Raw genomic sequence first — 14,076 nt, 5'->3', positions numbered from 1 at the left:
AAATGAGCACATTAGTAAACGAACTGAAAGAAAAATGGGAAGCTCTAAAAGCAGAAAACCCACATGTAAGAATAAGAAATGCAGCAGATCAGCTTGGGGTAAGCGAAGCAGAATTACTGTTAACCAATGTAGGTGAGGGAGTTACGGTATTGAAGCCGGAATTTGCCAATATCTTAACAGAAGTAGAAAAATTAGGAAAAGTAATGGCACTCACGAGAAATGATGAATGTGTGCACGAAAGAAAAGGAATTTACCAGAATGGTGATTTCAGCAGCCCTCATGCTCAGCTTTTTGTGGGTGAGGATATTGATCTTAGAATTTTCCTTAATCACTGGAAATTTGCAGTTGCAGTTGTAGAAGGAGATAAAAAGAGCATTCAGTTTTTCGGGAAAGATGGTTTGGCGTTGCATAAAATTTACCTTACAAAAGATAGCAATGAAGAAGCTTTTCAGGCTTTGGTAGAACAGTTTTCAGCAGAAGATCAAAATATTAAGCCAGAATTTGAATCTGTTGCATCAAAAGCTCCTGAAAAAGCCGATTCTGAAATTGATAAAGAAGGATTCCAAAATGCTTGGACAAACCTTAAAGATACCCATGATTTCTTTATGATGACCAGAAAATTCGGAGTAAACAGAACACAGGCTTTAAGACTGGCTCCTGAAGGTTTTGCCATAAAAATAGAGCCTTCTAAAGTGGTTAATCTGCTTGAAGATGCTTCAGAAAAACAGTTTCCTATCATGGTTTTTGTAGGAAACAGAGGAATTATACAGATTCATACAGGGAATGTGAAAAAAACTCTATGGCATCAGCAATGGTTTAACGTGATGGATCCGGATTTTAATCTTCATCTGGACGTTACCAAAATTGCAGAAGCGTGGATTGTGAAAAAACCTACTGAAGATGGAGAAGTTACTGCAGTTGAGGTCTTTAATAAAGATGGAGAATTTATCGTTCAGCTTTTCGGAAAAAGAAAACCTGGCGTTCCCGAACTTCAGGAGTGGAAAGATTTGGTGGCAGGTTTATAAAATTTAGATTAAATATTGTAAAAAACCGTTTTGAAGAGTATTTCAAGACGGTTTTTTAGTTTTAATCATCTATTTAACAATATTCAAATCTTTCATTTCTCCGTTAGGCGTAATCAGAATATAATTTTTATTGTCTTTAGATTCTTGTTTTTTCTCTTTAGTTATCAAGATTTTCACTTCGTACATAATCTGAATTACTGGTTCTAAAATGGTAGGATTAATCACAAAATCAAATTCCTTATCCATTATTGGCTGATAAAACATTGTAGTAGATTTATTTACCTGATTCACATTAGCCGATTTGGTAAATGAAAAAGACGAACTGTTGTAAGCCTCATAAGATTTGTACATTTCTACAGGAAGAACAATCTTATAGCCATCGCTCAAGCTTTTAGCAGAATTTGTAAAAGTTTCGCCAATCATCAATTCATAATTTTTAATTTTTTCCTGCAAAGAAAGTTTTGCTTTATTCATTAATTCTTTTTTTACTGCTTCAAGGTTATTTGCAAAGTAATCTACTCTTACCAAATCATAAATTTCATTTTTAGAAAGTATCATAATTAATTCGTTAAGCTTTGTAGGATCCGAAAATTTTATATGGAGATTCTTCTTTAATTCAAATCCTTTAGGAACTTCATTGTACGTTTTTTTACTAAATATTTTATTTTCTACCTCATAATTGTATACAGGAACAAATGATATCATGTCTGTAAAAGTGTCTATCCCTTTTAAAAGTTTAATCTGAGCAATTGAAGAATTAATCCGCTTATCAATCAAATGGTTAACCTCTTCTGCGGTTTCTGCAACCTGTGTTAAACTGAAAATAGCAACGTATTGATCTGCTTTTACGTTTGCCAAACCTTTAATATTAACAAAAATATCATTTGACGACGGAGAACCTATATTGATGTTATAATCAGGATATCTAAACTGGTATTGGCTGTTCTGTTGGTTTTGATAATTAATATTTCCTGAAACTTGCCCAAAAACAAATGACGACAATGAAACTAAAGATGATAGAATAAGCTTTTTCATAACGATTAATTTTTAAATTATGAAGCAAACTTAGTGGCTTACCAAAAGTATATTACCTTAAACTTGGTGAAGCAAACTTTTCACTTGGTGAATCATTTTCTGCACATCAATTATATGTATATCTTTGTTTTATGAATTTGTTCAGGACTTTTTTGCTGTTTTCTTTTTTGCTTTCTGCGGGTTGTCTCTATTCGCAGAGTGCGAACACAAAAGAAATTGTGGCAGAATCTTCAAAGCTCAAAAAAGCAGTGGATTCTAAAGACGAATCTGCAGAAGCCGATTCTTACTATAATATTGCAGAAACTTATCTGAAAAACGGAAATTTTGCCAAAAGTGAAGAGTATTTTTTAAAGTCGAAAAACCTTTACGAAAAGATCAATGACAAAAAGAATTTAGAAAAAGCCACGAGAAAGCTCGCCCAATCCCAGGAAAGCCAGAATAAGCTTAAAGATGCCGTGTCCAATTACGAAACTGCATCAAAAATAGGATATTCCAAAGCAGCGAAAACGATGAATTCTAATGATGCATCCAGAGTTTCTGCTCCTTCAACCGTGCAAAAAGCTTTGGCGATAAAGAACAATCTTGTCATCAGCGAAAAAGAGAATAATAAAGAAGATCTTGCTGCAGGATACAGCCAGATGGCAGACATAAATATTGAACAGAATAATGTTCCTAAGGCAGAAGAAAACCTTAATACAGCCTATAAAATCTCTAAAGAGGAAGCCCCTTTGCAGGCAATAGCGATTAATCAGAAATTAGCAGACCTTTACGTTGAAAATAAAAATTTTGACAAAGCAATTGAAGTCAAAAAAAAGGTTTTGAAAGAAGACTTCGTAAAAGAAAATTCAAAAAAGCAGGTAGAGCAAATTCAGGAGCTTGCAGACATTTACATCAAGAAAGATGACCCTAAAGAAGCTATTAATTTATTGAAAAAATCTTACGGAATTGCCCTTGAAAAAGGTCACACTCTGGAAGCTCAGAAAAGTGTAAAAAAGCTCGACAGCTTGTATCAGGTTTCTAAAAATATTGATGAATCCATAGGTTTATACCGAGATTTTCTGGGAAAATTACCCGCCCTGGTTTCTAAAGACAAAAGTCTGGTAGATGAAAAAATTCTGGAAGATACCGAACAGAAAATTGAACAGCTTGAGCAGGAAAAAAAATTAAAAGACGAGCTTATCCGCAAAAAAAATCTATTCAATTATAGCTTGATTGGAGCTTTAATTATTTTAATAGGCTTAATTTTTTTCATTTTCAGGACCTTGAAAAAAGTTCAGGTTAAAAACAAAAAAATTGCTTTACAATCGCTTCGCCGTGAGATGAATCCGCATTTTATATTTAACAGCTTAAACTCCGTAAACCATTTTATAGCAACGAATAATGAATTGGAAGCCAACCAATATTTAACCAAATTTTCAAAACTGATGCGTGGCGTGATGGAAAATTCTGCGGATGATTTTATTCCTTTTCAGCAGGAATTAGATTTGCTGGAAAATTACTTAGCTTTAGAAAAAACCCGCTTCGCCGACAAATTTGATTACGAAATTGAAGTTGATGAAAATTTAAACACTCAAAACCTGAAAGTTCCCGGAATGCTGGTGCAGCCTTTTATGGAAAATGCGGTTTGGCACGGCTTAAGATACCGAACAACTAAAGGTTTTTTAAAATTAAAATTCGAAAAATCTTCAGAAAGCCTGAAAATTACCATTGAAGACAACGGAATCGGCATTGAAGAAAGCAAAAAGCAAAAAACAGAACATCAGAAAACCCGAAAAGGCCGCGGAATGAAAAATACTTTGGAGAGAATTGCGCTGTTGAATGATTTGTACAAACAAAATATAGAATGCAAAATCACGGATAAGATAGATTCACAAGGTGTTTTTGTTGAAATAACTTATAAATTATCAAACTAGATTTTAATTTAAAAAGGTTAAACTTTAAACCAAACTTACAGAATGAAAATAAAAGCCGTAATCGTAGATGACGAACTTATTGCAAGAGAAGTTCTCCGGAGTTATGTCACAAAATACTGTCCGCAGATTGAAATTTTGGGTGAAGCGGAAAATATTAAAGAAGCTGTTCCCATGATTGCCCAAAAACAGCCGCAACTGGTTTTTCTTGATGTTGAAATGCCTTACGGAAATGCTTTTGATGTATTGGAAGCTACCAAAGATTTCTCCTATGAAACTATTTTCATTACCGCATTTTCACAGTATTCTCTTCAGGCTTTAAATAAATCTGCGAGCTATTATATTTTAAAACCGATAGACATTCAGGAGCTGATTTTGGCGGTAAATAAAGCAGCAGACAGCATTCAGAATAAAGAAGAGCTCAACCGAAATAAAATTCTCCTCGAAAATCTAAAATTAAAGCCCGAAAAGCAACAGCTGATTCTGCCTACTCTCCAAGGTTTTGATGTCGTGAAAACGGAAGATATTATGAGACTTCAGGCAGATGGAAATTTCACGCAGGTCTATCTTACGGACGGTTCCAGGAAAATGGTGTGCCGTTTTCTGAAGCATTTTGATGATTTGCTGGAAAAGCCTTTCGTAAGGGTTCACCGTTCTCATATCATCAATACCAATTTTGTGAAATCGTATCACAAAAGCGGAACCGCAACACTTTCCGATCAAACAGAGATTGAAATTTCAGGAAGTTTTAAAGATCAGTTTCTGAGAGTTTTTGCGTAAAAATTCTAAATTTTTAAATCGAAATCAGTTCTAAAAGGCTATTTTGGGCATTGTTTTTGAATTTTCATATATCATAAACAAAATATTATGAAAAGCTTTAAAAAAATTGCCATTCCGATTTCTTTAGGTGTTTTAGGATTTGTGATTCTGAATTCTTGTTCAGTAGGAATTCCCAAGGGAGCTGTAGCTGTTAAAAATTTTAATTCCGATCAATATCTCGGCAAATGGTACGAAATTGCTAGATTCGATTATAAATTCGAGAAAAATCTGGATAATGTTACCGCTTCTTATTCTCTAAATCCGGATGGAACCATTAAAGTTCAGAATCGAGGCTACGATTATGTGAAAAAACAATGGAAAGAATCTATAGGAGAAGCAAAATTTGTTAATGATAAATCCGAAGCAAGACTTAAAGTTTCGTTTTTTAAACCTATTTGGTCTGGATACAATGTTATTGATATTGACGAAAATTATCAATATGCTTTAGTGGTAGGAAATAATACAAAATACATTTGGATTTTATCCCGAACCACCGAAATTCCCGAAAGTTTCAAACAGAGATTTATTGCCAAAGCCCAAAAGTTAGGATATAATACAGATGATTTAATTTGGGTGAAGCACGATAAAGCCTGATAAAATGATATTTATATTCTTGTTATCTCTTTTCCCTCCCAATTTCAGAGACTACAATGGTATCCGCAAGCATATCGTGTAGACACTGATTTTTACTGTTGAAGAAAAACATCAGATATCCAATAAGAAAAGTAAGAGCATTAAGTATATTGGCAAAAAATCTACCGGTAGACTGTCCGAAAGTTACTTTTTTTCCGTCTGCACTTTCCAGTTTAATATTGAAAACTTTTTGTCCCAAAGTCTGTTGGTCTGTACTGCAATGCATGAGAGAAAAATACAGCCAAGCCGGTAAAATAGGAATAATTGCAGCAGGAATAATAATGATGAAAATATCAATAATTCTCGCTAACAGCCTTTCTATAAAGCTTGCATAACGATAATGCACAATATAATTGGGATAGTAGATTTTTACAGTACGGTTAGAAAGAAATTCAATATTACCGACATTGGAATTGCTGTACATTGCTCTTTTATCAACTTCTGGCAAATTTTCTTTTCTTGGAGCGGGTAAAAAATCATCAAAAAGACTTTTCAGAGCTTCAACTTTATGGGCTTCAATCCAGGTAGAAGTATTTTCCTGCCAAATAAGATCATACCTCTGTATTTTAAATTGCTTTAATTCTTTAATTGTAAAAGGTCCTTTTCTGTCTCCGGCATAATAAACAATAAATTTTTCTTCCATAACCTGCAAATATTACATAGATTTTATCTCCTTATTGTGAAGTGCCAAATATAAACAACTTGCTTTGTTTTTTTAATAGTTTCAATAAAATTTATCCTAAAAACACGTAAATAATCTCAAAATATTTTTCATTTCTTGCTCTGAACATCTATTGCAGTCTGTTTCACGGGTAAATTTTTCTTTATATCTTTAAAAACTTGATTTTTCAATTGTAATTTCAACCTTAAATTAAAGAAGATTACCCAATATCATGACTTTTAAAGAGCAAATACAACAAGGGATTCCCTCCGAGTTACCGCAGCCGAAACCATACGATAACAACATCAACCACGCTCCTAAACGTAAAGAGATTTTAACGGAAGAAGAGAAAAAACTTGCGCTTAAAAATGCTTTACGGTATTTCGAACCGAAATTCCACGCAGAATTATTGCCGGAATTTAAAGAAGAATTAGAGAAATACGGAAGAATTTATATGTACCGATTCCGTCCGGATTACGAGATGAAAGCCAGAGATATTGCAGAGTATCCCGGAAAATCTGAACAGGCGAAAGCCATTATGCTGATGATTCAGAATAATCTGGATTATGCTGTGGCACAACATCCGCACGAGCTGATTACCTATGGCGGAAACGGAGCGGTTTTCAGCAACTGGGCGCAATATCTTCTGACGATGAAGTATCTCTCTGAAATGACGGACGAACAGACTTTGACAATGTATTCCGGTCATCCGATGGGCTTGTTTCCTTCTCATAAAGATGCACCAAGAGTGGTTGTAACCAACGGAATGATGATTCCGAATTATTCCAAACCGGATGATTGGGAAAAATTCAATGCCTTGGGGGTGACTCAGTATGGGCAAATGACGGCGGGAAGCTATATGTACATCGGTCCGCAAGGTATTGTTCACGGAACGACGATTACGGTTCTCAACGCTTTCAGAAAAATCAATAAAGAACCAAAAGGCGGATTATTTGTAACTTCTGGTCTGGGCGGAATGTCCGGAGCTCAGCCAAAAGCCGGTAATATTGCAGGTTGTGTAACGGTGATTGCAGAAGTGAATCCAAAAATCACCAAAATCCGTCACGACCAGAAATGGGTGAACGAAATCCACGAAAATCCGGATGAATTGGTAGAGAGAGTAAGAAAAGCTCAGCAAAATAAGGAAACAGTTTCTTTGGCCTATCTCGGAAATATTGTTGAAGTCTGGGAAAAATTTGATGAAGAAAACTTGAGAATTGACATCGGTTCAGACCAAACCTCGCTTCACAATCCCTGGGCGGGCGGTTATTATCCGGTTGGGCAAAGTTTTGAAGAATCGAATACAATGATGGCAGAAAATCCTGAGTTATTCAAAGAAAAAGTTCAGGAAACGTTGAGAAGACATGCTGCAGCCATCAACAAACACACAGCAAAAGGAACCTATTTCTTCGATTATGGAAATGCGTTCTTACTGGAAGCCTCGCGAGCCGGAGCTGATGTAATGAACCCCAATCCGAGCTTGGGAAGAGAATTCAAATATCCATCTTATGTTCAGGATATTATGGGACCGATGTGTTTTGATTATGGTTTCGGTCCTTTCCGTTGGGTGTGCACAAGCGGAAAACCGGAAGATTTGCAAAAAACCGATGACATCGCCTGCCAAGTTTTAGAGGAAATGATTAAAACTTCGCCAAAGGAAATCCAACAGCAGATGAAAGACAACATCCAATGGATTAAAGGGGCGCAGGAAAACAAATTAGTAGTTGGCTCGCAGGCAAGAATTCTCTATGCCGATGCAGAAGGCCGAATGAAAATTGCAGAAGCCTTCAACAAAGCCATCAAAAATGGAAAAATCGGTGCCGTAGTTTTGGGTAGAGACCATCACGATGTTTCGGGGACAGATTCGCCGTACCGTGAGACTTCCAATATCTATGACGGCTCCAGATTTACGGCAGATATGGCAATTCAGAATGTGATTGGCGACAGTTTCCGTGGCGCAACTTGGGTGAGCATTCACAATGGCGGCGGCGTTGGCTGGGGAGAGGTCATCAATGGCGGCTTCGGGATGCTTTTGGATGGTAGCGATGATGCCGACAGACGTTTAAAATCAATGCTCTTCTGGGATGTGAACAACGGAATTTCCCGACGAAGCTGGGCAAGAAACGAAGGCGCTGTTTTCGCCATCCAACGTGCAATGGATGCCGAACCCAATCTGAAAGTGACGTTACCGAATTTTGTGGATGAAAGTTTGTTTTAAATATTGCGAACATAAAAGTTACACTTATTTATTGGACAAATAAGGATTAAATGTTATACTTATTTAATATTAAAAAAAACTGCAGTAATGCAGTTTTTTAGTTATTATAGTATGATGTTAATATTTTGAAAATTAATCTTGGGTATTTTAATATACGAAAGATTTATTACACAAAGTATTGATTTCAACAATTCAGTATTATAAAATTTTTTTCAAAGTAATTAAAATACTATTTTTGAGGCATAAAATAATTCATACTATAATGAAAAAAACAATATTTTTCTCTTTGTTATTAGCCTTTTCATCAACGTTATCCAAAGCTCAAATGGATGATAAATTCTATCAGCCAGACAAAAAAATGCAAAAGTTAGAGTTTAAAAAAGTTGAAAATCTTAGTCTGCCAGTGGAAAATGATACCATTACCGCAATTGTTTTGAAGCCGGAATCTAATTCAGTTAAAAAGACCATATTATTTTTTCATGGAGCCAACGGAAATGTGTCTACCTATCAATACATGACAAAACCACTGGTTGAAGACGGTTTTCAGGTAGTAATGGTGGATGTAAGAGGATACGGAAAATCTACCGGTAAACCTACCCATAAAAATGTTGCAGAAGATGCACAGAAAATGTTTGATTATCTTTTGTCTAAAAAAGAGATAAGCGACAGCAAAATTTATATTTATGGGGCATCTTTAGGATCGCAGGTGGCAACACATTTGGCTAAAGATAATCAGTCTAAAATATCAGGATTAATATTAGACGGAGGGATGTCGTCTTTTACAGATATTGCGATTAAATATAAGCCAGAATATAAAGAATTTATACAGAAAGTTATTATTTCTCCGTATTCTGCGAAAGAAGATATTAAATCTTTACAGGGGCTTCCAAAGCTTTTTATTTACAGCAAGAATGACTCTTCTGTTCCGTTTGAACATGGACAGCTTATTTATAACAATGCTCCGGAACCTAAGCAGTTTTTGGAATTTTCGGGAGAACATCTGCAGGGAATGAAAACCAAAGATAAAAATGAGATTTTGAAAGCAATTGAAAATTTATAATTAAAAAATTGGCGTAATTGTTGATTTCAAGGTTTACTTTATTGCTAAAATTATTTTTTTGCATTAAATTTATAGTCAGTTTCAAGTAAGGATATTATGAATGATTCGTAAGAATTTTCTTATCATCTGAAATTGAAAAAACTCAAATAATTTTAGAAAAATTTTAAATTTAAAAATATGAAAAAGATAATTGTTTCTTTCGCTTTGTTTTGTACTTCAATGGCATTTTCTCAGATGGTGGGGAATGATAAAGATAAGCATGGCTGTATTGGTTCTGCAGGTTATACCTATTCTCAGGTAAAAAATGATTGTGTAAAACTTTTTGATCAAAAAATCAAACTTACTGAGGTTAATCCAAAGAGTACATCTACTTCTTTTACTCCTGTTATTTTCAGTTCCAATAAAAAGAAAGCAGAGGTTTTTCTTCCAAATCAGGAATCTGGAAGTATTATTTTATACAGAATAGGAAAGGGCAAAATCTGGAAGAAAGGTAATTATATTTTGGTTCCGTATAAAAAATATGGATATCAGCTGAAAAAAGATAATGTAGTTATTTACAGATAAAAATTAAAAGAATATTTAGGCAGGAAATCACCAGATTTCCTGTTTTTTATTTGTGACAAAGCGATTGAAGATTCAGCCTAAAAAAAAATTAAATTAATAAAGTAAAAGCAAAACAATAATCGTCATAGCAATATGGAGATTGTCGAAAAAATATCAATGCCACAGAACGAAAAGGAAAACATTATTTCTCAGACCGTACTTAGTTACGGTGGGAAACTGATGTCTTATATTCGTCCAAAAGTAAAAAATACGGAAGATGCAGAAGATATTCTTCAGGAAGTATGGTATCAGTTCAGCAGTCTTACCAATCTTTCTGAAATAGTAAATATTGGTGGTTGGCTGTATAGAGTTACAGCTAATAAAATAACCGATAAATACAGAAAAAAGAAAACAGAAAATCTTGAAGATTTTGTTTACGAAGATGAAGACGGCGAGTTTTCTATTAAAGATATTTTGCTGATGGATGAGAGTGCCGGTCCGGAAATAAAAATGTTTCAGGACGAAATATGGAAAAAACTTTTTGATGCTTTGGATGAATTGCCAGAAAAACAAAGATTGGTCTATATAGAAAACGAACTCAATGATAAAACTTTACAGCAGATTGCAGATGAACAGGGAGATAATATTAAAACCATCATCAGTAGAAAAAATTACGCGGTAAAACATTTGAGAAACCGATTGAGAAGATTATATGAGGATTTAAAAAATTAAAATGGAAATGAGAAACAAATATAAATATAATAAAGGTTGGTGGTTTTGTATAATACTTTGTCCGCCGGTTATTTTCTTACTGATTTCATGGATCGTAATGTTGCTTTGGAATTGTCTTTTACCCGAAATTTTAGGTGTTAAAACCATAGGATTTTGGCAGGCGATGGGAATTCTTGTTTTAAGTAAAATTCTTTTTGGAGGTTTTCACGGTAAATTTGGTCAAGGCATGAAGCAAATAAGAGCCAAACATTTCGAGCACAGAATGGAAGGAATGTCTGCTGAAGAAAAAGAAAAGTTCAAAGAAATATGGAAACAAAGATGTTCTGGAGGTTTTTTTAATAAAAATAACGATTGATACAATTTTAAGAAGTAGTAAAAGTAAAATTGATGTTCATTCGTCTTTATAAAAAAGTAGTAAAATTTAAAATTTAAAAAAAATGAAAAATTCAGTATTAAAAGGTGCTCTTGGAGCACTTGCAGTAGCAGGAATTGCTGTGGTTGCCAAAAAAGCTATTCGGAGAAAAAGATTTTTGAAAGGTGTTTTCGAAGAATATGGCATTAAAGAGAAATCGCCATTTGGTTTGGCAGACAAAATCAGAGAAATGAGTGATGAAGATTATCAGCAGTTGAAAGGTAAATTCAAGCATGAATTTGCTTCTAAATGTTGCCGAAGAGACGATAGAAAAGAAAATTTTGTAGAGGCATAATCTTCAGGAGTCTTATTGAAATTGTAAATCGGCTCGGAAAGCAAAGTTTTCCGAGCCGAATTTATTGTAAATGGAAAAATAATTATTTTTCATCTTCAACTACTTTCATTTTTTGAATGAATTCGGATGGGGTAACTCCTTTTATTTCTTTAAAAACCCTGTTAAAAGTAGATTGCGTTTTATATCCGGCTTCAGTATAAATATATAACAGCGTAACTTTCTCCAAATCTGTAGTGTTCAATAAATCAACCACATAATCTATTCTAAGTTTATTGATGTAGCTATTAAAGTTAGGATATTCCTTATATCTTATTGCTCTAGAAATATAGCTTGTACTAACATTTAGAGTTGTACATAAAGAAGAAATATTAAAGTTGGGATCTTTAAAGATTTGTTCAGTCTTCATCAAATCATCTATTCTGTCGAATAAATCGCTATACTGTTTTATTTCTTTACTATCAAAAGAATTTAAAACATCAATTTTCTCTCGTTCTTTATATTCTGCTACAGCCTGTAACTTTCTGATTTTATCGTTGAAAATTAATAAATGAGTAATAATTGCAATGTTTGATAAAAGCAGAAGCAAATCGCCTACTCTAATAATTGATAAAGGAAGCTTTAAATTATAAGTAGAGAAGTTCTTTGCAAAAATTGATACTATTACAATTAAAACAACAGAATAAATGCTGTAATAAAATATATATTTTTTGGAAAAGAATATATAAGCTATAAGAGGAACAGGAATTAGCCAGACAAAACTAACAATAGAATTAGTCCAAAATAAGAACATCATTAATATATTGTAAAGAGGTCCAAAAATTAAATAGATCTTAACAATTTTATGAATTTCAAACTTGTCTTTAAAGAAAAGCCACAAGACAGAAATGGTTATGCTCCCAAAAAGCATGTAATAGCCTACAAAATTATTCTTCAGAAAGAGCCAACTATAAATAGCAATTACCAATAAAAGAAACGTCATCATCCACACATATGTTTTTGCTAATTTCTCTTTCAGCTGTACTATTTTTTCGTCTCTGTCTCTAGAATTTATCATTGTATAAGTTATTTATAGTAATTGATTTGTGTAAGTTATTGAAAATGTGATAACTATTAATTCTAAACTATTTACTGTAATTCTTTGGTTTATGGTTTATTTGTAATTGTAAATCGATTTATATTTGCTCCATACTTAATGAAAAGATTTGTAATTTATTGTTTGTGAAAAATATTTAGGGGTTATATGGTTATTGTTTTCATATAATTTTTGTGATCAAATATTCTTTATCCCTACTTACTCACAAAGATATAAATCCAAATGATTATGGTGTAATATTTTTTTATAGAAAAGAGAATTAAGGTTACTAACGAGGAGATTTTTGTACTGAAGTATTGTTGAAACAAGTTGCATTTATCTATGATTAAGAAACAAAGTGAATTAAAAAGCTATTATTGCTAAACCTGTAAAGCTTATTCAACTATAAAAAATATTTGTATTAATAGCCCTAAAAAAAACACAGTATATATAATAAAACACAAATGCAATAACCGATGCGAAATTATATTGTTTCGTGTCGGTTTTAAATTTTCTTGAAAAAAAATAAAAGACAGCTTACGTTTTTCGTATAGCTGTTTTTTATTTGAACAATGTGATATTTAAAATCCAACATAATATAAAGTGATCTTTTTACTATTAATAATAGATTTTTTGAAACTTTAAAAAATGGTTATTTAATTACTGAACTGTTTTCTCAAAATAAAAAATCAAATCCTTATTTTTGCAGCAGTCTATGAAAGATTACTATTATTTTCTTGGAATTTCTCGGGATGCTTCAGAAGAAGACATCAAAAAATCGTACAGAAAACTTTCATTAAAATATCATCCGGATAAAAATGATAATGATGATTTCTTTGCAAACCGATTTAGAGAAATTCAGGAAGCGTATGAAATGCTGAGTGATAAAAGCAAAAGAAAAACCTACGACGAAAACTTGGATAGTCATCAAAAAACGTTCAGATATAATACTCCGCCATCCATCAAAAGCTTCAGTTCTAATAAAGTTCATGCTAAAAAGGGTGAAGAAATCATCATTACATGGCAGACTCAGAACGCAGATGTGGTAAAAGTTTTGCCTTTTGGTCTTGAAAAAGCTTACGGGGAAAGAATTTTTAGAATAACTGAGTTTAAAGACGGTAAATTTCAGATTTTGCTGCACGCAACTAACTCACTTTTACATAAAACGGTGGTGCAGGGTATTACTATTACCGAAGTTTTTGAAAGTAATAAAGAAAGAATTATAGATAAGGCCGAAGATTTGTTCAAATCGCAGCCAAAAACAGCGATAAACCCTCACGGTCAGCCAAAAATAGTAAAAATAATATTGGCTATTTTGCTTTTGGCTTTGGCGTTGTATTTTTTAATCAACAGTTTACTGTAAGTAGATATTTTTTATGCCAATTTCTTTCTTCCAGGGCATTTCTTACACCTTTTACCTTTTTTGAATTTTTTACAACAAGACTTTTTCTCACATAGCATTTCTTGGCCTGCTGAAGAAAATATGGGAACCAATGGCGGAACTTTAAAAGGAATTATTGCATTCATATTGCAAATATATTAATTTAGAATAAATATAATTAATTTTTTTGAATTTTAACTTTAAATAGGAGATTGTTTTAAAGATTGCTTGTTTGTAGGAAAATTTAGATTTTAAACAATAGTATTTGTTATTTTCATTA

General features: G+C 33.1%; 14 protein-coding genes. 11 read left to right on the top strand and 3 right to left on the bottom strand.

Features of this window, described 5'->3' with window-relative positions:
- Window positions 1-2: 2 nt before the first annotated feature.
- Complete coding sequence (locus MTP08_RS08400) at window positions 3-1,025, top strand: hemin-degrading factor (protein ID WP_243575600.1); 1,023 nt, start codon at window positions 3-5, stop codon at window positions 1,023-1,025.
- A 69-nt stretch (window positions 1,026-1,094) separates the two neighbouring features.
- Here MTP08_RS08400 and MTP08_RS08395 read toward each other — a convergent pair whose 3' ends face one another.
- On the bottom strand, window positions 1,095-2,060 hold the full coding sequence (locus tag MTP08_RS08395) for an SIMPL domain-containing protein (RefSeq protein WP_243575599.1): 966 nt from the start codon (window positions 2,058-2,060) through the stop codon (window positions 1,095-1,097).
- 218 nt (window positions 2,061-2,278) lie between these two features.
- Here MTP08_RS08395 and MTP08_RS08390 point away from each other — a divergent pair, with 218 nt between their 5' ends.
- From MTP08_RS08390 to MTP08_RS08380, 3 genes are all read left to right on the top strand, one after another.
- A complete protein-coding gene (locus tag MTP08_RS08390) occupies window positions 2,279-3,973 on the top strand; it encodes a histidine kinase (RefSeq protein ID WP_243575598.1) in 1,695 nt (564 codons plus the stop codon).
- A 42-nt stretch (window positions 3,974-4,015) separates the two neighbouring features.
- A complete protein-coding gene (locus MTP08_RS08385; RefSeq protein WP_243575597.1) occupies window positions 4,016-4,750 on the top strand; it encodes a LytR/AlgR family response regulator transcription factor in 735 nt (244 codons plus the stop codon).
- Window positions 4,751-4,837: 87 nt separating this feature from the next.
- Window positions 4,838-5,383: a lipocalin family protein gene (locus tag MTP08_RS08380; protein ID WP_243575596.1), complete on the top strand. Its 546-nt coding sequence runs from the start codon at window positions 4,838-4,840 to the stop codon at window positions 5,381-5,383.
- Window positions 5,384-5,405: 22 nt separating this feature from the next.
- On the opposite strand, the gene MTP08_RS08375 is transcribed toward MTP08_RS08380, so the two are convergent.
- Complete coding sequence (locus MTP08_RS08375) at window positions 5,406-6,065, bottom strand: RDD family protein (protein ID WP_243575595.1); 660 nt, start codon at window positions 6,063-6,065, stop codon at window positions 5,406-5,408.
- Window positions 6,066-6,315: 250 nt separating this feature from the next.
- On the opposite strand from MTP08_RS08375, the gene MTP08_RS08370 reads away from it, so the two are divergent.
- From MTP08_RS08370 to MTP08_RS08345, 6 genes are all read left to right on the top strand, one after another.
- The gene (locus tag MTP08_RS08370) at window positions 6,316-8,301 is read left to right on the top strand and encodes a urocanate hydratase (protein ID WP_243575594.1); all 1,986 of its coding nucleotides are present in this window, start codon (window positions 6,316-6,318) and stop codon (window positions 8,299-8,301) included.
- Window positions 8,302-8,563: 262 nt separating this feature from the next.
- On the top strand, window positions 8,564-9,361 hold the full coding sequence (locus tag MTP08_RS08365; RefSeq protein ID WP_243575593.1) for an alpha/beta hydrolase: 798 nt from the start codon (window positions 8,564-8,566) through the stop codon (window positions 9,359-9,361).
- A 177-nt stretch (window positions 9,362-9,538) separates the two neighbouring features.
- Complete coding sequence (locus MTP08_RS08360) at window positions 9,539-9,925, top strand: hypothetical protein (protein WP_243575592.1); 387 nt, start codon at window positions 9,539-9,541, stop codon at window positions 9,923-9,925.
- A 156-nt stretch (window positions 9,926-10,081) separates the two neighbouring features.
- The gene (locus MTP08_RS08355; protein ID WP_243575591.1) at window positions 10,082-10,636 is read left to right on the top strand and encodes an RNA polymerase sigma factor; all 555 of its coding nucleotides are present in this window, start codon (window positions 10,082-10,084) and stop codon (window positions 10,634-10,636) included.
- 7 nt (window positions 10,637-10,643) lie between these two features.
- Window positions 10,644-10,991: a hypothetical protein gene (locus tag MTP08_RS08350; protein ID WP_243575590.1), complete on the top strand. Its 348-nt coding sequence runs from the start codon at window positions 10,644-10,646 to the stop codon at window positions 10,989-10,991.
- An 82-nt stretch (window positions 10,992-11,073) separates the two neighbouring features.
- Complete coding sequence (locus MTP08_RS08345; protein WP_243575589.1) at window positions 11,074-11,343, top strand: hypothetical protein; 270 nt, start codon at window positions 11,074-11,076, stop codon at window positions 11,341-11,343.
- An 82-nt stretch (window positions 11,344-11,425) separates the two neighbouring features.
- Here MTP08_RS08345 and MTP08_RS08340 read toward each other — a convergent pair whose 3' ends face one another.
- Window positions 11,426-12,397: a helix-turn-helix domain-containing protein gene (locus MTP08_RS08340; protein ID WP_243575588.1), complete on the bottom strand. Its 972-nt coding sequence runs from the start codon at window positions 12,395-12,397 to the stop codon at window positions 11,426-11,428.
- 733 nt (window positions 12,398-13,130) lie between these two features.
- Between MTP08_RS08340 and MTP08_RS08335 the strand changes: the two genes are divergently transcribed.
- Window positions 13,131-13,778 (top strand): J domain-containing protein, encoded by a 648-nt coding sequence (locus MTP08_RS08335; protein WP_243575587.1) that lies wholly within the window; start codon window positions 13,131-13,133, stop codon window positions 13,776-13,778.
- The last annotated feature ends 298 nt before the right edge of the window (window positions 13,779-14,076 follow it).

Origin of the sequence: Chryseobacterium oryzae (assembly GCF_022811665.1) — a bacterium.
Lineage (GTDB): Bacteria > Bacteroidota > Bacteroidia > Flavobacteriales > Weeksellaceae > Chryseobacterium > Chryseobacterium oryzae.
The sequence above is the reverse complement of the archived record's forward strand: the minus strand, read 5'-3'. Positions and strand labels throughout refer to the sequence as shown.